17 protein-coding genes are annotated in these 23,260 nt (G+C 58.3%); 11 read left to right on the top strand and 6 right to left on the bottom strand.

The window, feature by feature from the left end; genetic code table 11:
• The first annotated feature begins 392 nt into the window (after positions 1-392).
• The 6 genes from fadB (at position 393) to PSH79_RS18465 (ending at position 7,837) form a co-directional block, all read left to right on the top strand.
• A complete protein-coding gene (gene fadB, locus PSH79_RS18490) occupies positions 393-2,540 on the top strand; it encodes a fatty acid oxidation complex subunit alpha FadB (protein WP_305438885.1) in 2,148 nt (715 codons plus the stop codon).
• 29 nt (positions 2,541-2,569) lie between these two features.
• Complete coding sequence (gene fadA, locus PSH79_RS18485; RefSeq protein ID WP_053122093.1) at positions 2,570-3,745, top strand: acetyl-CoA C-acyltransferase FadA; 1,176 nt, start codon at positions 2,570-2,572, stop codon at positions 3,743-3,745.
• 98 nt (positions 3,746-3,843) lie between these two features.
• Positions 3,844-4,080, top strand: coding sequence for a DUF1653 domain-containing protein (locus tag PSH79_RS18480; protein ID WP_042560169.1), 237 nt, complete (start codon positions 3,844-3,846; stop codon positions 4,078-4,080).
• A gap of 114 nt (positions 4,081-4,194) precedes the next feature.
• Complete coding sequence (gene topA / locus PSH79_RS18475) at positions 4,195-6,828, top strand: type I DNA topoisomerase (protein ID WP_305438884.1); 2,634 nt, start codon at positions 4,195-4,197, stop codon at positions 6,826-6,828.
• A 144-nt stretch (positions 6,829-6,972) separates the two neighbouring features.
• Positions 6,973-7,497 carry a DUF6586 family protein gene (locus PSH79_RS18470; protein WP_305438883.1) on the top strand — a complete coding sequence of 175 codons (525 nt, stop codon included), beginning with the start codon at positions 6,973-6,975 and terminating at the stop codon, positions 7,495-7,497.
• Positions 7,498-7,603: 106 nt separating this feature from the next.
• Complete coding sequence (locus tag PSH79_RS18465) at positions 7,604-7,837, top strand: hypothetical protein (RefSeq protein ID WP_008082203.1); 234 nt, start codon at positions 7,604-7,606, stop codon at positions 7,835-7,837.
• Between the two features lie 97 nt (positions 7,838-7,934).
• Here PSH79_RS18465 and sulA read toward each other — a convergent pair whose 3' ends face one another.
• Together sulA and lexA are read right to left on the bottom strand one after the other, a co-directional pair.
• Positions 7,935-8,408, bottom strand: a complete 474-nt coding sequence (sulA, locus tag PSH79_RS18460) for an SOS-induced cell division inhibitor SulA (RefSeq protein ID WP_305438882.1) — start codon at positions 8,406-8,408, stop codon at positions 7,935-7,937.
• Positions 8,409-8,418: 10 nt separating this feature from the next.
• On the bottom strand, positions 8,419-9,027 hold the full coding sequence (lexA, locus tag PSH79_RS18455; RefSeq protein ID WP_003226590.1) for a transcriptional repressor LexA: 609 nt from the start codon (positions 9,025-9,027) through the stop codon (positions 8,419-8,421).
• Between the two features lie 229 nt (positions 9,028-9,256).
• On the opposite strand from lexA, the gene PSH79_RS18450 reads away from it, so the two are divergent.
• The 3 genes from PSH79_RS18450 (at position 9,257) to PSH79_RS18440 (ending at position 11,883) form a co-directional block, all read left to right on the top strand.
• Positions 9,257-9,964, top strand: coding sequence for a TetR/AcrR family transcriptional regulator (locus PSH79_RS18450; protein WP_007910473.1), 708 nt, complete (start codon positions 9,257-9,259; stop codon positions 9,962-9,964).
• A gap of 158 nt (positions 9,965-10,122) precedes the next feature.
• The gene (gene nagZ, locus PSH79_RS18445) at positions 10,123-11,133 is read left to right on the top strand and encodes a beta-N-acetylhexosaminidase (RefSeq protein ID WP_305438880.1); all 1,011 of its coding nucleotides are present in this window, start codon (positions 10,123-10,125) and stop codon (positions 11,131-11,133) included.
• Positions 11,134-11,145: 12 nt separating this feature from the next.
• Positions 11,146-11,883 (top strand): S-methyl-5'-thioinosine phosphorylase, encoded by a 738-nt coding sequence (locus PSH79_RS18440; protein ID WP_305438879.1) that lies wholly within the window; start codon positions 11,146-11,148, stop codon positions 11,881-11,883.
• Positions 11,884-12,009: 126 nt separating this feature from the next.
• On the opposite strand, the gene PSH79_RS18435 is transcribed toward PSH79_RS18440, so the two are convergent.
• From PSH79_RS18435 to mfd, 3 genes are read right to left on the bottom strand one after another with little or no spacing between them, the layout of a single operon-like run.
• Positions 12,010-14,700, bottom strand: a complete 2,691-nt coding sequence (locus tag PSH79_RS18435) for a DEAD/DEAH box helicase (protein ID WP_305438878.1) — start codon at positions 14,698-14,700, stop codon at positions 12,010-12,012.
• 11 nt (positions 14,701-14,711) lie between these two features.
• Complete coding sequence (locus PSH79_RS18430; protein ID WP_305438876.1) at positions 14,712-15,278, bottom strand: CsiV family protein; 567 nt, start codon at positions 15,276-15,278, stop codon at positions 14,712-14,714.
• 11 nt (positions 15,279-15,289) lie between these two features.
• Positions 15,290-18,739, bottom strand: a complete 3,450-nt coding sequence (gene mfd, locus PSH79_RS18425) for a transcription-repair coupling factor (protein WP_095189137.1) — start codon at positions 18,737-18,739, stop codon at positions 15,290-15,292.
• 354 nt (positions 18,740-19,093) lie between these two features.
• On the opposite strand from mfd, the gene PSH79_RS18420 reads away from it, so the two are divergent.
• Positions 19,094-20,557, top strand: coding sequence for a glyceraldehyde-3-phosphate dehydrogenase (locus PSH79_RS18420; protein ID WP_187677529.1), 1,464 nt, complete (start codon positions 19,094-19,096; stop codon positions 20,555-20,557).
• Between the two features lie 173 nt (positions 20,558-20,730).
• Here the strand turns inward: PSH79_RS18420 and PSH79_RS18415 are convergent, their stop codons facing one another.
• Positions 20,731-22,029, bottom strand: coding sequence for an MFS transporter (locus tag PSH79_RS18415; RefSeq protein WP_305438875.1), 1,299 nt, complete (start codon positions 22,027-22,029; stop codon positions 20,731-20,733).
• Between the two features lie 53 nt (positions 22,030-22,082).
• On the opposite strand from PSH79_RS18415, the gene PSH79_RS18410 reads away from it, so the two are divergent.
• Positions 22,083-23,132 carry an FAD:protein FMN transferase gene (locus PSH79_RS18410; protein ID WP_305438874.1) on the top strand — a complete coding sequence of 350 codons (1,050 nt, stop codon included), beginning with the start codon at positions 22,083-22,085 and terminating at the stop codon, positions 23,130-23,132.
• Positions 23,133-23,260: the final 128 nt, after the last annotated feature.

The raw sequence follows: 23,260 nt of genomic DNA, 5'->3' as shown, positions 1-23,260 counted from the left end.
GCGCATCTCACTGTAGTCCAGTCAGCGTAGCCTGTTAAACAAGACCCGTTGCGAATTAGGGCGACTTTTCTAACTATTGATTCTATGAATGGCTGCACATGCAGGCGCGTGTTGCGGGTCTTCGTGGTACGGAAATGACCGCAAAGTCGCATTTCAACCCGTATTTTGGGCGATTGACAATTGTTGGAAATTCCGTGAAGGTGACGTACCCAAATCAAACGGGCGTATGAATTGAGCGTTTGTCTTACAGAGCGCTCCTACAGAATCCCGACTATCGCGTTGGCGGGTGTGCCGGGTGGATTGGCGTCAGCATCGACGAAAAAGCGTCCTGCCGAGCCATTCGCCTGCGTCCGACGTGTACTGTTCAGCTTCCATATCGTGGAGATCAGTTGATGATTTACGAAGGTAAAGCCATCACGGTTAAAGCTCTTGAAAGTGGCATCGTCGAATTGAAATTCGACCTCAAGGGTGAGTCCGTCAACAAGTTCAACCGTCTTACCCTGAACGAACTGCGTCAGGCCGTAGACGCCATCAAGGCAGATGCTTCGATCAAGGGCGTGATCGTCAGCAGTGGCAAGGACGTGTTCATCGTCGGCGCCGACATCACCGAATTTGTCGACAACTTCAAGCTGCCGGATGCCGAGCTGGTTGCTGGCAATCTCGAAGCCAACAAGATCTTCAGCGATTTCGAAGACCTCAACGTTCCAACCGTGGCCGCGATCAACGGCATCGCACTGGGTGGCGGTCTGGAAATGTGCCTGGCGGCTGACTACCGCGTCATGTCCACCAAGGCCAAGATCGGTCTGCCGGAAGTCAAGCTGGGTATCTACCCAGGCTTCGGCGGTACTGTGCGTCTGCCGCGCCTGATCGGTGTCGACAACGCTATCGAGTGGATTGCCGCCGGTAAGGAAAACCGCCCTGAAGACGCCCTGAAAGTCAGCGCCGTCGACGCCGTGGTTGCTCCAGAGAAGCTGCAGGAAGCTGCTCTTGAGCTGATCAAGCGCGCCATCTCCGGCGAGTTCGACTACAAGGCCAAGCGTCAGCCGAAGCTGGAAAAGCTCAAGCTGAACGCCATTGAACAAATGATGGCTTTCGAAACCGCCAAAGGTTTCGTGGCCGGTCAGGCTGGCCCGAACTACCCGGCGCCGGTTGAAGCGATCAAGACCATCCAGAAAGCCGCGAACTTCGGTCGTGACAAGGCGCTGGAAGTTGAAGCTGCAGGTTTCGTTAAACTGGCCAAGACCTCTGCCGCGCAGAGCTTGATCGGTCTGTTCCTGAATGATCAGGAGCTGAAGAAAAAGGCCAAGGCCTACGATGAAATCGCCAAGGACGTGAAGCAGGCAGCCGTACTCGGCGCGGGTATCATGGGTGGCGGTATCGCTTATCAGTCGGCCTCCAAAGGCACGCCGATCCTGATGAAAGACATCAACGAGCACGGTATCGAGCAGGGTCTGGCCGAAGCCGCCAAACTGCTGGTTGGCCGCGTTGATAAAGGTCGCATGACCGCAGCGAAAATGGCCGAAGTGCTCAACGGCATTCGTCCGACCCTGTCCTACGGCGATTTTGGTCACGTCGACCTGGTGGTCGAGGCTGTGGTCGAGAACCCGAAGGTCAAGCAAGCCGTGTTGGCGGAAGTCGAAGACAAGGTCAAAGAGGACACTATCCTCGCGTCCAATACCTCGACCATTTCCATCAGCCTGTTGGCCAAGGCCCTCAAGCGTCCGGAAAACTTCGTCGGCATGCACTTCTTCAACCCGGTGCACATGATGCCGCTGGTGGAAGTGATCCGTGGCGAGAAGTCCAGCGAGCTGGCAGTTGCCACTACCGTTGCCTACGCCAAGAAAATGGGCAAGAACCCGATCGTCGTCAACGATTGCCCGGGCTTCCTGGTCAACCGCGTGCTGTTCCCGTACTTCGGCGGTTTCGCCAAGCTGGTCAGTGCTGGTGTGGACTTCGTCCGTATCGACAAAGTCATGGAAAAATTCGGCTGGCCAATGGGCCCGGCCTACCTGATGGACGTGGTCGGCATCGACACCGGTCACCACGGTCGTGACGTGATGGCTGAAGGTTTCCCGGACCGCATGAAGGATGACCGTCGCTCGGCCATCGACGTGCTGTACGAAGCCAAGCGCCTGGGTCAGAAGAACGGCAAGGGTTTCTACGCCTACGAGGCCGACAAGAAAGGCAAGCAGAAGAAAGTCGCCGATCCGTCGGTACTGGAAGTGCTCAAGCCGATCGTTTACGAGCAGCGTGAAGTCACTGACGAAGACATCATCAACTGGATGATGATCCCGCTGTGCCTGGAAACCGTGCGTTGCCTGGAAGACGGCATCGTTGAAACTGCCGCCGAAGCCGACATGGGTCTGGTCTACGGCATCGGTTTCCCTCCATTCCGTGGCGGTGCGCTGCGCTACATCGATTCGATCGGTGTTGCCGAGTTCGTTGCCCTGGCTGACCAGTACGCTGATTTGGGCGCGCTGTACCACCCGACCGCGAAGCTGCGCGAAATGGCCAAAAACGGCCAACGCTTCTTCGGTTAAGCGCCCCCAACTAGAGTGAGAGTGAACTTATGAGCTTGAATCCTAGAGACGTCGTGATTGTCGACTTCGGTCGTACTCCGATGGGCCGCTCCAAGGGCGGCATGCACCGCAACACCCGCGCCGAAGACATGTCGGCGCACCTGATCAGCAAACTGCTGGAGCGCAACGTAAAGGTCGATCCGGCTGAAGTCGAAGATGTGATCTGGGGCTGTGTGAACCAGACCCTGGAGCAGGGCTGGAATATCGCGCGCATGGCGTCGCTGATGACCCAGATCCCGCACACCTCGGCCGGTCAGACCGTGAGCCGTCTGTGTGGCTCGTCGATGAGTGCTCTGCACACTGCTGCGCAAGCGATCATGACCGGCAACGGTGACGTCTTCGTGGTTGGCGGCGTCGAGCATATGGGGCACGTGAGCATGATGCACGGTGTCGATCCGAACCCGCACATGTCTCTGTACGCGGCGAAAGCCTCGGGCATGATGGGCCTGACCGCTGAAATGCTTGGCAAAATGCACGGCATTACTCGCGAGCAGCAAGATGCTTTCGGCGTGCGTTCCCACCAGTTGGCCCACAAGGCTACTGTGGAAGGCAAGTTCAAAGACGAAATCATCCCGATGCAGGGCTATGACGAGAACGGTTTCCTGAAACTGTTCGACTACGACGAAACCATTCGTCCGGAAACCACCCTGGAAAGTCTGGCGGCCCTCAAGCCTGCCTTCAATCCAAAGGGCGGCACCGTGACTGCCGGTACTTCGTCGCAGATCACCGATGGTGCTTCGTGCATGATCGTGATGTCGGCGCAGCGTGCGCAGGACCTGGGAATCCAGCCGATGGCGGTGATCCGTTCGATGGCGGTGGCGGGTGTGGATCCGGCAATCATGGGCTATGGTCCAGTTCCGGCGACACAAAAAGCCCTGAAGCGTGCAGGCCTTGGCATCAACGATATCGACTTCTTCGAACTCAACGAAGCTTTCGCCGCACAGGCTCTGCCAGTGCTGAAAGATCTGAAAGTGCTCGACAAGATGAACGAGAAGGTTAACCTGCACGGCGGCGCGATCGCCCTGGGTCACCCGTTCGGTTGCTCCGGTGCCCGTATTTCCGGCACCCTGCTGAACGTGATGAAGCAGAATAGCGGCACCTTTGGGGTGGCCACTATGTGCATTGGTCTCGGCCAAGGCATCTCCACCGTCTTCGAACGCGTTTAAGCGTCTCGTCGATGGAAGCCGGGGCCAAGTGCCCCGGTTTTTGTTTTTGTGGATTTATTTTGTTTTTATTTTGAAAAAATTTGAGTGAGGGCCAAACCATGCCGATACAACCTGGGCTCTACCAACATTACAAAGGTCCGCAGTACCGTGTATTCAACGTTGCGCGGCATTCCGAGACTGAAGAAGAAGTGGTCTTTTACCAAGCCCTGTATGGCGATTACGGCTTTTGGGTGCGCCCTTTGAGCATGTTTCTCGAGTCAGTCGAGGTTGACGGCGAGCAGGTGCCACGCTTTGCTTTGGTGCAAGCCGAACCGAGCCTTTTTTCCAAGGCATGAGGCGAGTGCGCACAGAACCCTGTGCTTGACCTCACCTTGTATCAACTATATATAGCGGTGCCGCGTCAGGCGCCAACCGCCTTTCACTTCTAGAATTCAGGAATTTTCTGATCCATGGGCAAATCGCTGGTCATTGTGGAATCCCCGGCTAAGGCCAAGACCATCAACAAGTATCTGGGTAACCAATACGTGGTGAAGTCGAGTATCGGCCATATCCGAGACCTGCCCACCAGCGGTTCGGCTAGCGCCAGCAAAGAGCCAGCCGCCAAGCGCGGCAAGGCTGCCGCGGGCGAAGGTCCGGTGCTCACGCCGAAGGAGAAGGCGCGCAAGCAGCTCGTCTCGCGCATGGGTGTCGATCCCGATCATGGCTGGAAAGCCAAGTACGAGATCCTTCCGGGCAAAGAGAAGGTCATCGAAGAGCTGCGCCGGCTCGCCAAAGATGCTGACACCATCTATCTCGCAACCGACTTGGATCGCGAGGGGGAAGCCATTGCCTGGCACCTGCGCGAAGCCATCGGTGGTGACGACAGCCGCTACAAGCGCGTGGTGTTCAACGAAATTACCAAAAAGGCGATTCAGGAAGCCTTCTCCGAGCCGGGCGAACTGGACATCGATCGTGTCAACGCTCAACAGGCGCGTCGCTTCCTCGACCGCGTTGTGGGCTACATGGTCTCGCCACTGCTGTGGGCAAAGATCGCTCGTGGCCTGTCCGCCGGTCGCGTGCAATCAGTCGCCGTGAAGCTGGTGGTCGAGCGTGAGCGTGAAATCCGTGCGTTCAATCCGGAAGAGTACTGGGAAGTGCACGCCGATCTCGGCACCACCAAGGGCTCGACCGTACGCTTCGAAGTCGCCCGCGAGAAAGGCGAAGCCTTCAAGCCGCTGAACGAAGCCCAGGCCATGGCCGCGCTGGAGAAGCTCAAGTCTTCCAGCTACAGCATCGTCAAGCGCGAAGACAAACCGACCAGCAGCAAGCCGTCGGCGCCGTTCATCACGTCTACGCTGCAACAGGCCGCGAGCAACCGCCTGGGCTTCGGCGTGAAGAAAACCATGATGATGGCCCAGCGTCTTTATGAAGCTGGCTACATCACTTATATGCGTACCGACTCGACCAACCTCTCGGCGGATGCCGTGACGATGGCGCGTGCTTATATCGAAGACGAGTTCGGCAAGAAATACCTGCCGGAAACGCCAAACGTCTACAGCAGCAAGGAAGGCGCACAAGAGGCTCACGAAGCGATTCGTCCGTCCGACGCCAATACCATTCCGAGCAAGCTTGCCGGCATGGAGCGCGATGCAGAGCGTCTCTACGAACTGATCTGGCGCCAATTCCTGGCTTGCCAGATGCTGCCGGCGCAATACCTGTCGACGACTGTCAGTGTCGGCGCTGGTGATTTCGAGCTGCGCGCCAAGGGTCGTATCCTGAAGTTTGACGGTTACACCCGCGTGATGCCGCAGATTGCCAAACCTGGCGATGACGACGTTCTGCCCGATATGGCGCAGGGCGATGTGATGAAGCTGATCAAGCTTGATCCGACCCAGCACTTCACCAAGCCGCCAGCGCGTTACTCGGAAGCCAGTCTGGTGAAGGAAATGGAAAAGCGCGGCATCGGTCGTCCTTCGACTTACGCTGCGATCATTTCGACCATTCAGGATCGCGGCTACGTGACCCTGCACAACCGTCGTTTCTATTCGGAAAAGATGGGCGACATCGTCACCGAGCGACTGTCGGAGAGCTTCTCCAACCTCATGGACTACGGTTTTACCGCCGGCATGGAAGAGAATCTCGATGATGTGGCTCAGGGCGAGCGCGACTGGAAGAACGTGCTGGACGAGTTCTACGGCGACTTCAAAAAGAAATTGGAAGTAGCCGAAAACCCGGAAAGCGGCATGCGCGCCAACCAGCCGGTCATGACCGATATTCCTTGCACCACCTGTGGTCGTCCGATGCAGATCCGTACCGCATCGACCGGTGTATTCCTCGGTTGCTCGGGTTACAGCCTGCCGCCGAAAGAGCGCTGCAAGGCCACCGTCAACCTCGTGCCGGGCGACGAGATTGCTGCGGACGATGAAGGCGAGTCTGAATCGCTGGTACTGCGTGGCAAGCATCGCTGCCCGATCTGCAGCACGGCGATGGACGCCTACCTGCTCGACGAGAAGCGCAAGCTGCACATCTGCGGTAACAACCCGGATTGCGCTGGCTACGAAATCGAAGAGGGCAGCTATCGCATCAAGGGCTACGAAGGTCCGAGTCTGGAGTGCGACAAGTGTGGCAGCGAGATGCAGCTCAAGACTGGACGTTTCGGCAAGTTCTTTGGCTGCACTAATCCGACCTGCAAAAATACCCGCAAGCTGCTGAAGAGCGGTGATGCGGCGCCGCCGAAGATGGATCCGGTGAAGATGCCTGAGCTGAAATGCGAAAAGGTCAACGACACCTACATCCTGCGCGACGGTGCGTCCGGTCTGTTCCTGGCGGCCAGTCAGTTCCCGAAAAACCGCGAGACCCGTGCTCCGCTGGTGATCGAGATTCTGCCGCACAAGGACGAAATCGATCCGAAGTACCACTTCCTGTGCGAAGCACCCCAGAAGGATCCTGACGGTCTGCCAGCGGTGATCCGCTACAGCCGCAAGACCAAGGAGCAATACGTGCAGACTGAAGTCGACGGTAAGCCTACCGGTTGGAAGGCTTACTTCGACGGTGGCAAGTGGACGGTTGAAGACAAACGTAGCGCGAAGGCCAAGGCTGAGTAAGCTTTAGTCCGATAGTGAAAAGGCCGCATGAGAACCTATGGGTTTCCATGCGGCCTTTTTGTTTTGTGCTTGCGGTGAGATCGGCTGATCCACGACACTGTCCGGCCTGTGTGAAGCAATTATTTCGCTGTGGAGACTGCCGTCATGGCCCACGAGTTCTATACCCGTACCAATCAGAAAATCTATTTCGCCGGCCTGTCGCTGGAAGCCTTGGCTCGAGCTGAAGAGGGGCGGGCGATGAATTCCTTGGCGCTGATTCAGGCTGGGCGCGAATCGGCGTTGTTCCACTTGTACGGCGCGCTGTTGGGTTTGTGTCACGAGATCGCCGGGTTCTATCGATTGCCACAGGCCAGTGCGCCACGGGCCGAGATGTTGCTGACACGCGAAGTGCTGGAATCGATTGCCATTCCCGAGCTGGCTGAGATGGTTGAACTGGCGGGCAATCCGGAAACTTGGCTGGCAAAACTGTTGGCAGCGCATTCGGCGCTGTTTCAACCGCCACGGGTGCCACGCAAGCCCAAGGGTGACGTCACACAGCCATTGATTCAGGCGGTTAATCTGGATGAGGAAGAGGCGCCGCAGGAGTTGAGTCGAGAGGAGCTTGAGAGTTGGCGGCAAAACCTCAAAGGTCTAGCCATTCGTTTTCGCGAAGGTTTGAACGAGTGCTGACGAGGATTGACACGGTGGCAATCTGAAACATGCTGCTGGTCAAGATCCCGAGCGAAGCCTGAATGATGTCTATATAATGCCTGCCTTTCGTGGAGAACAGACCTATATGCCAACGTCCTTTCTAGAAATTGTCGAGTTACCCGACGGCCGAATCGAACTGCGCAGGGCTGAGGACGAGGGTTCTTTGGTGACTCTGGATTTCTCCGAGGATGCCAAGACATTCCTGCAGGGCCAGCACGTGGAAATCGCCAAGGCGATGTTGAGCGTCGGCGTGCAGATGGCAGGCCGGATGATTGAAGGTGAGTTTGATAAGGAAGAAGGGCCTCGGGTTCTTCATTGATTCCCGACTGCTTTTGGTTCCTGTCGATACCGCTTCAGATCGGCTTCTCTATCCATGGAGAAGCCCTGCGCTTCAAACAGCGCACCAAACCAGCCAATCAACCCAATCGAATGTTCAGACTCTGAGCGTCGCCCGTGCGTGCAGCGCTGATCAGTTGTTGTCGTGAACTCGTGTTCAGTGGGTTGAGCCAGGTGACTACCGTATGGCTGCGACCTAGACGCAACGCTTCGCAGGCCAATTGTTGAGCACTTTGTGCGCCTCTCGGTTGCAGCAGGAGAATACGCTCGCGGTTCAGACCTGCATCACGCAGCCATGATTGGGTAAGGCTCGCCGGTGGCGCAATCAGCGTCAGCCATCGCGCATCCTGGTCGTCGCTCAATTCGCGAAGAATCGGAGCCAGCAGGTTCAGGCAGTTCCCGGTCGCACCGCGCAGTGACAGCTCACTGAATACTTCGGGTTCGGCATTCCAAGGGCGTTCGACCACGTCTTTCAGGATCGGCGCCATCGGTTGCGCCAGAAACGCTTCGAATAAAGGCAGTTGTGTTTGCTGAGGTGTGTGTGGGAACTGCATAAAGCCTCCTTTAGCGGCGGATTACGCCAACACTCAAGCCTTCGATCACCAGTTCCTGATCTTTCAGGTCGACTTCGATGGGGGCAAATTCAGGGTTTTCTGCGATCAGCCAGACTTTGCTGCCTTCACGCTTGAAGCGTTTGACGGTCACTTCATCGCCGATGCGGGCGACGACAACCTGGCCATTACGCGCTTCACGGGTGGTGTGGACTGCCAGAAGGTCGCCGTCGAAAATGCCAATGTCCTTCATGCTCATCCCGTGCACGCGCAGCAGATAGTCGGCACGTGGGTGGAAAAACGCCGGATTGATGTTGCAGGATTCTTCGATGTGCTGCTGGGCAAGGATCGGCGCGCCGGCTGCGACTCGGCCGATGATGGGCAGGGTAGAGTCGTCGGCTTTGGCTTCGAAACCAGGGATTCGAATGCCGCGAGAAGCACCCGGGGTCATTTCGATCGCGCCCTTGCGGGCCAATGCCTTGAGGTGTTCTTCCGCAGCATTTGGCGATTTGAAACCCAGTTCCTGAGCGATTTCCGCGCGGGTCGGCGGGTAGCCATTGTCTTCGAGGCAACGTTTGATGAAGGCCAGAATCTCGGCTTGGCGTGGCGTCAGCTTTAGCATATTGATCGCTCTGTCTTTTTATACAGTGACTGGGATTATATACAGTGAAGCGGTCTTGGCAATGCCCGTTTTTTTGCAGGCCGCCGGACGGTCGGCAGACGTGCTTATTAATGCAGTGGCCTAGTGTGGTTAAATAGCTGACCGACCATTCCCAAAACGAACAGGCAGGCTTGACAAGGCACAGGCTGAAACGTATGTTTCAAACAAGTGTTTGTCAGGCGGAGTAGCCATGGCCCAGTCGGAAACCGTTGAACGCATTCTTGATGCTGCCGAGCAGTTGTTCGCGGAGAAAGGTTTCGCTGAAACCTCATTGCGTTTGATTACCAGCAAGGCTGGCGTCAACCTGGCAGCGGTGAACTATCATTTCGGCTCCAAGAAAGCGCTGATTCAGGCCGTTTTCTCGAGATTCCTCGGACCGTTCTGTATCAGCCTCGATAAAGAGCTGGAGCGACGCCAGGCCAAGCCTGAAAACAAGCCGACCCTCGAAGAGTTGCTGGAAATCCTTGTTGAGCAGGCGCTCGTGGTCCAGCCGCGCAGTGGCAATGATCTGTCGATCTTCATGCGGTTGCTCGGCTTGGCGTTCAGCCAAAGCCAGGGTCACCTGCGTCGTTATCTGGAAGACATGTACGGCAAGGTGTTTCGTCGCTACATGCTGCTTGTCAATGAGGCGGCGCCGCGCATTCCTCCGATCGAGTTGTTCTGGCGTGTGCACTTCATGCTCGGTGCGGCGGCGTTCAGCATGTCCGGCATCAAGGCTTTGCGCGCGATTGCCGAAACCGATTTCGGCGTTAACACTTCCATTGAGCAGGTCATGCGCCTGATGGTGCCGTTCCTCGCCGCAGGCATGCGCGCTGAGACTGGCGTCACCGACGCCGCCATGGCTACCGCGCAACTGCGCCCGCGCAGCAAATCAACGCCGGTAGCCGCCAAGGTTTAACCGCTCACGGGTGGGCGCGGCAGCTTGTATCCGCTAAGCTAGCCGCCCATGCCGACTCTCGTTCTGAACCCGTTCTCTATCGATATCGCTGACCTGCCGGGCACTGCCTTCGGTGGCGATCTCGTGCGCAACGGGTTTTTCGTTTTCAAGGAATCTCTATGACTGCTGGCCTGCAAGGCTCGTTGATGGTGGACGTCGCCGGTACTTGGTTGACGGCCGAAGATCGCCAATTGTTGCGTCAGCCCGAAGTGGGCGGCCTGATCATTTTTGCCCGCAATATCGAGCATCCGCGCCAGGTGCGTGAGCTAAGCGCGGCGATCCGTGCGATTCGTCCAGATCTGCTGCTGGCGGTGGACCAGGAGGGCGGCCGTGTGCAGCGCCTGCGTCAAGGCTTTGTGCGCCTGCCGGCCATGCGCGCCATCGCCGACAATCCGAACGCCGAATATCTGGCCGAGCAGTGCGGCTGGATCATGGCCACCGAGGTGCTGGCGGTCGGCCTCGACCTGAGCTTCGCCCCGGTGCTCGATCTGGATTACCAGCGCAGTGCCGTGGTTGGCACGCGTTCGTTCGAAGGTGATCCCGAGCGCGCCGCTCTGCTCGCCGGTGCCTTTATCCGTGGCATGAACAGCGCCGGGATGGCTGCCACCGGCAAGCACTTCCCTGGTCACGGCTGGGCCGAAGCGGACTCTCATGTCGCGATCCCCAACGACGAGCGTAGCCTCGACGAAATCCGCGCCAACGATCTCGTGCCATTCGCCAGACTCAGCAAAAATCTGGCTGCGGTCATGCCAGCCCACGTTATCTACCCGCAAGTGGATTCACAGCCTGCAGGTTTCTCCCGCCGCTGGTTGCAGGACATCCTGCGCGGCGAGTTGCAGTTTGACGGCGTGATCTTCAGCGACGATCTGTCGATGGCCGGCGCCCATGTGGTCGGGGACGCCGCCAGTCGTATCGAAGCAGCACTTAGTGCCGGTTGCGACATGGGCCTGGTCTGCAACGACCGCGCCGCCGCCGAGTTGGCCCTGAGCGCCGTACAACGGATGAAGGTCAAGCCATCCGCTCGCATCGCTCGGATGCGTGGTCAGGCGTTTGCCAGCACCGACTACCGTCAGGATCCGCGCTGGCTCACCGCTATCGGCGCGCTGAAAGAAGCGCAACTGATCGATTGAGGATTTTTCGTTATGACGGTTTACGCAATCATCGGTGGCACCGGCCTGACCCAGCTTGAAGGTTTGACCATTCGCCAATCGCTGGCGGTGGACACCCCTTACGGCGCGCCGTCGGCCGACGTGCAAATTGGCGAATATGCCGGCAAGGAAGTGCTGTTCCTTGCTCGTCACGGCCACCCGCATCGTTTCCCGCCGCACAAGGTCAACTACCGCGCCAATCTGTGGGCGCTGAAGCAGGCTGGCGCCGAGGCGATCATCGCGGTCAATGCCGTTGGCGGGATTCATCCGGCGATGGTCACCGGGCATTTTTGCGTACCGCATCAGATCGTCGATTACACCAGCGGGCGCGAGCACACTTACTTCGCCGATGATCTGGATCATGTCACTCACATAGATTTCAGCTTCCCCTACAGCGAGCCGCTGCGTCAGCAACTGATCGCTGCGCTGGCTGCGGAAGGTTGCGAGTACAGCGATCAGGGTGTCTACGCCTGCACCCAAGGCCCGCGTCTGGAGACTGTTGCGGAGATCGTGCGTCTGGAACGTGATGGTTGCGACATCGTTGGCATGACCGGCATGCCGGAAGCGGCGCTGGCCCGTGAGCTGGATCTGGATTACGCCTGTCTGGCGCTGGTGGTGAATCCGGCGGCGGGCAAGACCACCGAAGTGATCACAATGGCCGAGATCGAGCAGGCGTTGCATGACGGAATGGGTAAGGTGAAGTCGGCGCTGGCGCGGGTGCTCAAGGGCTGAGTCTGGCTCTGAACCGAGTCGACTTCATCGCGAGCAGGCTCACTCCTACAGGGGATTTGTGAAAATCACAGATCAATTGTAGGAGCCAGCTTGCCAGCGATAGCTTTCTTGCGGATGCCAAAGATCTCAGCGTTTTTCGAGCTTATCCGGCAACGGCGCAAACAGCGCTTCAATGTCATCACTCTGCAATTTCCAGTCGCCAGCCTTGCGTCCATCCAGTACGCCCGCAGCCAAGTCGGACTTTTCCTTCTGCAAGTGCTGAATCTTCTCTTCGACCGTGCCCCGGGCAATCATCTTGTAGACGAACACCGGTTTCTCCTGCCCGATTCGATACGCTCGATCGGTTGCTTGATTCTCCGTCGCCGGGTTCCACCACGGGTCGTAATGAATCACCGTATCTGCTTCCGTCAGGTTCAACCCCACACCACCGGCCTTCAGGCTGATCAGAAAAATCTGACGCTTGCCGCTCTGAAACTCCTTCACCGGCGTGCGTCGATCCCGGGTCTGCCCGGTCAGCAAAGCGTAGGAGATATTGCGTTTTTTCAACTCGTTCTCGATCAGTGACAGCATCGAAGTGAACTGCGAAAACAGCAAAATCCGCCGACCCTCTTCGAACAACTCCTCAAGCATTTCCATCAGGCTGTCGAGCTTGCCCGAGGTGCTGCCGCGAGCGGGCAGGGTGGCGTCGTTGACCAGGCGCAAATCACAGCAGACCTGACGCAACTTGAGCAACGCCTCAAGGATGATGATCTGGCTGCGCGCCACCCCTTTGCGCGTGATCTCGTCGCGGACTTTCTTGTCCATTGCCAAACGCATGGTTTCGTACACGTCGCGTTGGGCTTCGTTGAGATCGACCCAATGGATGATTTCAGTCTTCGGCGGTAGTTCGGTGGCTACCTGCTCTTTGGTGCGGCGCAGCAGAAACGGTTTTATCCGACCGTTGAGGTGCTGAAGTCTGACTTCACTGCCGCGCTTTTCAATCGGCACTCGGTAATCGGCGTTGAAGTTTTTGACGTCGCCGAGCCAGCCGGGCAGCAGGAAATGAAACAGCGACCACAGTTCGCCGAGGTGATTTTCCAGCGGCGTACCGCTCAGGCACAGGCGCTGGCGCGCATTCAGTTCACGGGCTGCCTGAGCCGCTTTGCTGTTCGGGTTCTTGATGTACTGCGCTTCATCCAGCACCAGTACATGCAGCGGCTGTTTGGCCAGAATATCGACATCCTTGGGCAGCAGGGCGTAGGTGGTGAGGATCAGGTCGAAGCCGGCCAGGTTGTCGAAGTGCTTTTTGCGACTGGCTCCGTACAGCGCGACCACTTTCAGTTGCGGCGTAAAGTGCGCCGCTTCATCGAGCCAGTTCGGAATCAGGCTGGTCGGCATCACCACCATGCACGGCCGATTCAGACGTCCAGCGTTCTTCTCGCTGAGAATGTGCGCCAGAGTCTGTAGGGTTTTACCCAGACCCATGTCATCGGCAAGAATCCCGCCGACTTCCAGTTGCCGCAGCGATTGCATCCAGCTCAAACCTTCGAGCTGATAGGGGCGCAGCGTCGCGTTCAAGCCTTCTGGCGCCTCTGTGCTGAAATCACGGATGTCGCGCAGGCGCTGGGCGAACGTGCGGATCTGCTCGCCGCCTTCCCAAAGCAGCGGAATGCCTTCCAACGAGTTCAGGCGTGTGGCGTCGGCCTTGCTCAGGCGCAGGGTGGTTTCGCCGGGCTCTTGCAGATAGAACTCGCCGAGGGTCGCCAGCACCGGTTTCAGTCGGCCCAGCGGAAGCGCAACCTGCAACGGCCCGTGTTCGATATTGCGCTGGGGAACATTGACCAGAATCAGCTCGTCGTCGCGCCGGCGCGCGAGGCGTTCCGGATTGAGAATCTCGGCGTGCGAGCGCATTAGATTGAGCAGAATCGGCAGCAGGCTCAGGCGCTCGCCGTTGACGATGATGCCCAGTTCCAGATCAAACCAGTCGCGCTCCGGCGCCTGTTCGACGGTGGCGTACCAGTCATCGACTGCGGTCAGGTCGAAGCCGAACTCCTCATCGATCTGCAATTCCCAGCCCTGCGTGCGCAGCTTCGGCAGATCGTTGAGGGTAAAGGTCAGCCATGCGCTGTCATTGACCATCTCATAGAGTTCGCCGGCGCTTTCCGGGAGTGCTTTGCTTTGGCGCGTGGCAATGCGGAAACCGAGTATTCGTAACTGTTCGCGGTAGGACTGTTCGACTTCCGGATGGCGTTTTATCCGCAGCGTCTGGGTTTCCTGACGAATCAGGATGTCGCTGTTTTTCTGTCCGCTGACGTATTCGTCCAGATAACTGAACGACAGCGCTGCGCGATGTTGAATGTAGCGCTGCATCTTGCCATTGCGTGGTTCGAAGGCGCTGAACTCGACACTGGCCAGCCAGAGGCGTGGCACCGGCTGCACGTTGTCGACCAACACCTGCGGCGGCGCTTTCGGGCTGCGGTTTTCCAGCACGGCCTGAAGTTTTTCCAGTAGTTCGGCATCTTTGGCGGCGGCGGGGTAGTCGAGGGTTTCCTGGATTTTCAGCAGCACCGCTGCGCAGTGCTTGCAGTTGCTGCGAACCGGGCAAGTGCATGCCGCGTCGACCAGCAGCAGGGTGCTTTTTGCCGACTCGCGCAGTTGAATGGTCTGGCGGTAGACGTTACCGCCAGAGCCTTCGCAACTGGCGGTGATGGTCGCATCGCCGACCTGGGCGATGCGTACCCGGTTTTCCAGAGCGTAGCGGCGGCCACGCTCCAGGCTTTGTTCCTTGAATCGGCTGACCCAGGAGGGTGCCAATGGTTTACTCAGGGGCGGGGACATAAGGACTTCGATCAGTCCGGAATGGCTTCAGGCGCTTCCCGTGGCGCAGGCGCCGTCAGGGAAGTGATCTTGATCAGCAGGGCCAGGTGGCCGTTGTCGAGATAATTGAGTTGGCCGTTTTTTGTGTGGCTGTCCTGTTTCAGGCGTTCACTGGCAGTGACCATACCGTTGCTGTCGATCTGATTGACCCAGAAGTCGGCAGCCACGTCGGTGAAACGCCCGAGTTTCATCTCAAGTGTGCCCTCGATCGGGAACTGGCCGAACTGTTCCTGGCCGTCGCTGACCGCTACTTTCGCCGGTGCCTCGCCGAGAGTTTGCTGCCAGGCCTTGTGCATCAACACGCTGTACTCCCCGCTGGCGGTGAGTTTTGCGGCAACTTCACCCAGTGCAGGCGTGCGCTTGGTTTCATCGCCAAGTCGTTGTGCGCCGGCGGCCCAGTCTTCCGGCGCGGCGCGGCTGATAATGGCCGGTACGGCGTTCTGACGGACCAGAATCATTTCGACTTGATACGTATCATCGGCAAATGCCGTGGGTGCTACCAAGGTCAGTAGCAAAGTCAGTGAGCGAAACAGGCGCATGCGGCGTCCTTTCAAGCAGTTTTCGGAATGAGGCGCTCGAACAGCGCCTCTACAGTATTAAAGCGCTCTTCCGGGCGCTCCATCGGCACCTGAAACTTGAACATCGTGGCGCCTTCGAATTTGTAGCGTTTGGGCTGGCTCTGGATCAGCTTGATCAAGGTCATCGGGTCGACCGGCGTCTGCGCGGCGAACTCGATGCGGCCACCTTGCGGGCCACCATCGACCTTCTTGATGCCCAGCTGTTCGGCCTGCAGTTTCAAGGCCGTGATGCGCACCAGATTTTTGGTCGGTTCCGGCAGCAGACCGAAGCGGTCGATCATCTCCACTTGCAGATCCTTCAGGCCTTCCTCATCGGTGGCCGAGGCGATGCGCTTGTACAGGATCAGGCGGGCGTGCACGTCCGGCAGATAATCTTCCGGAATCAGCGCCGGCACCCGCAGGTTGACTTCCGGGCCGCCGCCGAGCGGTTGATCGAGGTTCGGCTGTTCGCCCTTGCGGATCGATTTGACCGCGCGCTCGAGCATTTCCATATACAAAGTGAAGCCCACCGCCTGAATCTGGCCGCTCTGACCATCGCCAAGCAATTCACCGGCGCCACGGATTTCCAGATCGTTGGTGGCCAGCACGAAACCGGCACCGAGATCTTGAGTATTGGCGATCGCCTCCAGACGTTTTTCCGCGTCCGAAGTGATTTGCTGGCGCGGCGGCGTCAGCAGGTACGCATATGCCTGGTGGTGACTGCGGCCGACGCGACCGCGCAACTGGTGCAGTTGCGCCAGGCCGAACTTGTCGGCGCGCTCGATGATGATGGTGTTGGCGCTCGGCACGTCGATGCCGGTCTCGATAATGGTCGAGGCGATCAGCACGTTGAAGCGCTTGTGATAGAAGTCGCTCATCACCTGTTCGAGTTCGCGTTCGCGCATCTGCCCGTGACCGATGCCGATCCGCGCTTCCGGTACCAGTTCGGCAAGGTCGGCGGCGCATTTCTCGATGGTTTTAACATCGTTGTGCAGGTAGTAAACCTGGCCGCCACGCAGCAGTTCTCGGAGCAGGGCCTCTTTGACCGTGCTTTTGTTCTGTTCCATAACGAAGGTGCGCACTGACAGGCGTCGGGCCGGCGGCGTAGCGATGATCGACAGGTCGCGCATGCCCGACACCGCCATGTTCAGCGTGCGCGGAATCGGTGTGGCGGTCAGGGTGAGGATGTCGACTTCGCTGCGCAGGGCCTTGAGCTGCTCTTTCTGGCGCACACCAAAGCGGTGTTCTTCGTCGATGATCACCAAACCCAGGTTTTTGATCTTCACATCGTCGGAAAGCAGCTTGTGTGTACCGATGACGATGTCGATCTTGCCTTCCGCCAGATCGGCAATCGCCGCGTTCACTTCCTTGGTCGACTTGAAGCGGCTCATTACTTCCACGGTCACCGGCCAGTCGGCGAAGCGGTCGCGGAAGCTGTTGTAGTGTTGCTGAGCGAGCAGGGTGGTCGGCACCAGAATCGCAACCTGGCGGCCGCCGTGCACGGCGATAAACGCCGCACGCATGGCCACTTCGGTCTTGCCGAAACCAACGTCACCGCAGACCAGGCGATCCATCGGTTTCGGCGCGAGCATGTCTTCGCGAACGGCCTCGATGGTGGATTGCTGGTCAGGGGTCTCTTCGAACGGGAAGCCTGCGCTGAACGTTGCGTAGTCGGCTTTCGGGTCAGCGAACGCGTAGCCTTCGCGAGCGGCGCGGCGGGCATAGATGTCGAGCAACTCGGCAGCAACGTCACGCACCTGTTCGGCGGCTTTGCGTTTGGCTTTCTGCCAGGTCTCGGAACCGAGGCGATGCAGTGGAGCCAGAGAGTCGTCGCTGCCGGTGTAACGGGCGATCAAGTGCAGGTTGGCCACCGGCACGTAGAGTTTGGCGTTCTCGGCGTATTCGAGGGTGAGGAATTCGGCAGCCTGATTATCGATTTCCAGAATCGTCAGGCCCAGATAGCGGCCGACACCGTGGTCAATGTGCACCACCGGTGCGCCTTCGCGCAGCTCGGTGAGGTTCTTGATGACGGCGTCATTGTTGCCGTCGGCGCGCTTCTCGCGGCGGCGACGTTGCATGACGCGCTGACCGAACAGCGGGCTTTCCGCGACCAGTGCCAGCGCCGGGTCATCCAGCATCAGGCCTTCGTCAAGCGGGGCAATGGTGATTGCCAGGCGATCCTTGCTCGCGACGAAGTCCGGCCAGCTGTCGACGGTTTTCGGCCGCAGCTTCAAGCGTTCGAGCAACTCCAGCAAGACTTCGCGACGGCCTGCGGATTCGGCGGTAAACAGCACGCGTCCGGGGAATTCGTCGAGGAAGGTCGAAAGTGCCGCCAGCGGTTGTGTGGCTTTGGCTTCGATTGCCAGATTCGGCAATGCCTGAGCGGGGAAGCGTTCGCGACCGACACCGGTTTCCACGTCCTGCTGACTGGCAACCACGCGCGGCCAGCTTTTGAGGCGGGCAAAACAGTCTTCTACCGGCAGGAACAATTCGGCGGGTGGCAATAAAGGCCGCGATGGATCGACGCGGCGTTCTTCATAGCGGTTGCGCACGTCGTTCCAGAAGTTCTCTGCCGCTTGCTCGATGCCCGGTAGCGAGAACACTTGCGTGTCCTGGGGCAGGTAATCGAACAGGGTCGAGGTTTCGTCGAAGAACAGCGGCAGGTAGTACTCGATACCGGCCGGGGTGATGCCGCTGCTCAAATCCTGAAAGATCGGGCAGCGCCGGAAGTCGACGTCAAAACGCTCGCGGAAACGCGCCTTGAAGCGAGTCACCGCATCTTTTTGCAGCGGGAACTCACGTGCCGGCAGCAGCTTGACCGAATCGACCTTGTCGATGGAACGCTGGTTTTCCGGATCGAAGGTGCGCAGGGTTTCGATTTCGTCATCGAACAGATCAATGCGATACGGCAGCTTGCTGCCCATCGGGAAGAGATCGATCAGCGCGCCGCGAACCGTGAATTCACCGTGCTCATAGACGGTGTCGACGTAGCGATAGCCACTGGCTTCAAGTCGCGAGCGCATTTGCTCGACATCGAGCTTCTGGCCGACGTCCAGTACCAGGCTGCTGCCGAGCAGGAATTTGGTCGGCGCCAGACGATGCAGGGCCGTGGTGATCGGCACCACCAGTACGCCATGCGCCAGTTCCGGCAGTCTGTACAGGCTGGCGATGCGTTGGGAAATGATGTCCTGGTGCGGCGAAAACAGGTCGTAAGGCAGGGTTTCCCAGTCGGGGAAATGCAGAACGGGCAAATCCGGGGCGAAGAAACTCAGCTCCTGTTCCAGCCGTTCGGCACTCTGGCTGTCGGCGGTCAGTAGCAGGGTGAAGCGCTTGGCAGCGCTGGCAGCCTCGGCAATCGCCAGGCTCAGGGCGGCACCGGGCAGATTGCCCCAGTGCTGTTTACCTGCCTCGGCAGGGAGAAGCGGTAGACGCAGAACAGGCACGGAAGGTTGAGCTCCAGGCGTTGCGACAAAGTCGGTAATTGTAGCGGCGTCCGATGCTGCCTGTCAGTTGCAGACTGCGTCTATCTTCGCTGTTTCGGCAAAATGTAGTGGTAACCATAAAAACGAGCACTTTTTTTAGGGTTATGTAGTGCCGAAACGGGGTGGTGTTACGGAGGGTTACAGACATCGTCTAACAGTCGTCGAAAAATTGACTGTGCTGGAGGCCCCGGTTTTACTGGTCTGGCGAGGGGCGTAATTTTTTTGAACGGAATTTTGTTACCGATTGCGCGACAAGCGCGCATTGCTACAAGAGGTTCTGGGCGGCATAATGTAGCCCCTTTTTTCTGCCCCTACATGTGGAAGGTTCCCGTGACTCAGAAGCCCGACCAGTGTCTTGGTGAATGGATCGACCGTGAAGCACTCGCAGAAGCGATGATCCCGCTTATCGGTCAGCTCTACCGCAATAACAATGTGGTGAGCTCGATCTATGGCCGCAGCCTGATCAACCAGTCTGTCATCGCGATTCTCAAAGCTCACCGCTTTGCTCGCCATCGTTCCTCCGACGATAGCGAACTCTCCGTCCACGAAACATTCCCACTGCTCAAAGCCATGAGCGAGCTCAAGCTCGGCGCGGCTTCGGTGGATCTGGGCAAGTTGGCGTTCAAATTCCGCAATGAGGCCAATGGCCGCACTGCCGAGCAGTTCGTCCGCGAAGAAATGGCTGACGTGGTTGGCCAGCAAAACGCTTCGGCCCGCAAAGGCACTGACGTTGTGCTGTACGGCTTCGGTCGTATCGGCCGTCTGCTGGCGCGCATCCTTATCGAGAAAACCGGTGGCGGCGACGGTCTGCGTCTGCGGGCCATCGTGGTGCGCAAGGGCGCCGACAACGACCTGACCAAGCGCGCCAGCCTGCTGCGTCGCGATTCGGTACATGGTTCGTTCAACGGCACCATCACCATCGACGAAGAAAACAACACCATCACCGCCAACGGTAACCTGATCCAGGTGATCTACGCGAAGAACCCGACCGAGGTGGATTACACCCAGTACGGCATCAAAGACGCGCTGCTGGTGGACAACACCGGTGTATGGCGTGACGCTGATGGCCTGGGTCAGCACCTGGCGTGCCCGGGTATCGACCGCGTTGTTCTGACCGCGCCTGGCAAAGGCAAGCTGAAGAACATCGTTCACGGCATCAACCATGGTGAAATCACCGCTGACGACAAGATCGTGTCCGCTGCTTCCTGCACCACCAACGCCATCGTGCCGGTGCTGAAGGCTGTAAATGACAAGTTCGGCATCATCAACGGTCACGTCGAAACCGTTCACTCGTACACCAACGACCAGAACCTGATCGACAACTTCCACAAGGGCGATCGCCGTGGTCGTTCCGCTGCGCTGAACATGGTCATCACCGAGACCGGTGCTGCCACCGCTGCTGCCAAGGCTCTGCCTGAGCTGGCCGGCAAGCTGACCGGTAACGCGATCCGCGTTCCAACGCCGAACGTGTCGATGGCCATTCTCAACCTGAACCTTGAGAAAGCTGCTACCCGTGAAGAGATGAACGAGTACCTGCGCTACATGGCGCTGCACTCCGATCTGCACAAGCAAATCGACTTCGTCAACTCGCAGGAAGTGGTGTCCACTGACTTCGTTGGCTCGCGCCACGCCGGTGTGGTCGATGCTGAAGCGACCATCGTTCAGGACAACCGCGTTGTTCTGTACGTTTGGTACGACAACGAGTTCGGCTACAGCTGCCAGGTTGTTCGCGTGATGGAAGACATGGCCGGTGTTAACCCGCCAGCGTTCCCGCGCTAAGCCTTAGCTGCAAATGAAAACGCCCCGACTTGTGTCGGGGCGTTTTTGTTTGTGTGCCTTTTAGCGCTGTGCTGTCAGCACCGGCCCCTTCGCGAGCAGGCTCGCTCCCACACTGGATCTGTGTCGTTCAGAAAATCCCCTGTGGGAGCGAGCCTGCTCGCGAAAGCGTCCTATCAGGCACCGCCAGGCACAGCCGCTTGCGCCGTGCGCAGTTCATGCTTGTTGCCCCGGAACAACACCAGTGTCGCAATCAACCCCAGCACCGCCGCACCGCTGAGCCAGATCCCCGGCGCAGCCTTGTTATCCAGCACATGGATCAGATAAGTACACGCTGCCGGCGTAAATCCACCGAAGGTCGCGGTCGCGAGACTGTAGGCCAACGAGAAGCCGGTCGTACGAACCTCTACCGGCATGATCTCGGTCAGCGCCACCACCATCGCGCCGTTGTACGAACCGTACAGGAACGATAACCACAGCTCGACGATCAGCAAATGGCTGAAGCTCGGATTCGCCACCAGCCACGAAAGGGCAGGGTAAGCAGTCAGAATCGCCAGAATCGTCGCCGCCAGCAGTAGGGGTTTGCGTCCGATCTTGTCAGACACCGAGCCCATCACCGGCAGCCAGAAGAAGTTCGACAGGCCGATGCACACCGTCACCAGCAACGCATCCAGATCCGATAAATGCAGTTCAGACTTGCCGAACGTCGGGGTGTAGGCGGTGATCAAGTAGAACGAAACCGTGGTCATCACTACCAGCGCCATGCCGGCGAGGACGATGCCGAAGTTCTGGCCGATCGAGCGGACGATTTCCTGCAAGGTAGGACGATGTTTGCGCGCCTGGAATTCCGGGGTTTCCTCCAGTGAACGACGAATCACGAAGATCACCGGCACAATCATGCAGCCGATCAGGAACGGCACGCGCCAGCCCCAGTCGCCCATTTGCTCCGGGCTCAGCCAGTGGTTGAGACCGACGCCGAGCAGTCCAGCGAACACCACGGCCGCTTGTTGGCTGGCGGACTGCCAACTGACAAAAAAGCCTTTGCGGCCCGGCGTGGAAATTTCTGCCAGATAAACCGAAACACCGCCCAGTTCGACCCCCGCCGAGAAGCCTTGCAGCAAGCGTCCAAGCAACACCAGCAAGGGGGCGGCGACGCCGAGCGTTGCGTAACCGGGGACGCAGGCAATCAGCACGGTGCCGGCGGCCATCATCGCCAGGGTGATGATCAGGCCCTTGCGACGGCCATGGCGGTCGATATAGGCGCCCAGAAAGATTGCGCCGAGTGGGCGCATCAGGAAGCCGGCACCGAAGGTTGCCAGCGAAAGCATCAGGGAGGCGAAGGCGCTGTCGGTCGGGAAGAAAGTCTTGGCGATCGCCGTGGCGTAGAAGCCGTAGACCATGAAGTCGAACATTTCGAGAAAATTGCCGCTGACAATGCGAAAAATCGCTTTGCCGTTGCCGGTCGTGGAAGACATTTCGGGGTACTCACTATAAATCTTGTAAGAAAGCGTTTCGCTCGTATCCCATAATGGCCGGCGTGCTTTTGCGGGGAGATGAAGAATTGTTAACTGGACGGTGGCAGGGGGTTGTGGTCTTGGCGGTCGTTTTGTCCGGCTGCGGCAAAGGCGACTCCATGGAGAGCATTGGCGGTCCGACCATGGGCAGCACGTATTCGATCAAATACGTACGTCATGCAGGTCTTGTTGATCCTGCAAAAGTTCGTAGCGAAGTGGAGGGTATCCTCGGCGAAGTCGAGCGGCAGATGTCCACTTATCGCAGTGACTCGGACATCGAGCAATTCAACGCATTGCCCGCTAACAGTTGTCAGAAGATGCCCGTCCCTGTCCTCGAATTGATTCGCGTCGGCGAACAACTTTCAGCACAAAGCGAAGGTTCCTACGACCTGACTGTCGAGCCGCTGATGAATCTCTGGGGCTTCGGCCCGCAAGGTCGTGAAGAAAAAATCCCTGGCTCCTCCGCACTGGCCGAGGTGCTGCAGCGAGTCGGTCATCAACATTTGCATATCGACGGTGATCGGTTGTGCAAGGACGCCGCCGTCGAAGTCGACTTCAACAGCATCGCCGCCGGTTATGCCGTCGACACCATCGCCGCCAGACTTGATGCCATGGGCATCCACGATTACCTCGCCGAGGCCACGGGTGAACTCAAGGCCAAGGGCAAAAAAATCGATGGCTCACCCTGGCGCATTGCCTTGGAAGAGCCCCGTGATGATCAGCAAGTCGCCGAGCGCATCATCAATGTCGATGGCTACGGCGTTTCCACCTCCGGCGATTACCGCAACTATTTCCTGCAAGATGGGCGGCGCTATTCCCACACTTTCGATGCGCGTAGCGGTGCACCTGTCCTGCATGATCTTGCGTCAGTCACGGTGATTCATCCTTCAGCGTTGATGGCCGATGGACTATCGACGCTGTTGCTGATTCTCGGGCCTGAAAGGGCTTGGGACTATGCCGAAAAACACGACATTGGTGCATTCTTTGTGATTCGTGCCGATACAGGTTTTGTTATCCGCACCAGCAAGGCTTTCGAAAGGTTCAGTGGCGTAAAAACTGACTGAGGACAATACGAAAGCTGGCGTTGTAGTGCAGGCAAAAGTAGCCTACGACGCGACCAAGGGTTAATGTGCGCGGCGTTGACGCTTCTATAGACTGTGTCCGGGTTCATCACTGGCCCCCAATTGTTCCT

It is taken from the genome of Pseudomonas sp. FP2196, from assembly GCF_030687715.1.
In the GTDB taxonomy this organism is placed as follows: domain Bacteria; phylum Pseudomonadota; class Gammaproteobacteria; order Pseudomonadales; family Pseudomonadaceae; genus Aquipseudomonas.
The sequence above is the reverse complement of the archived record's forward strand: the minus strand, read 5'-3'. Positions and strand labels throughout refer to the sequence as shown.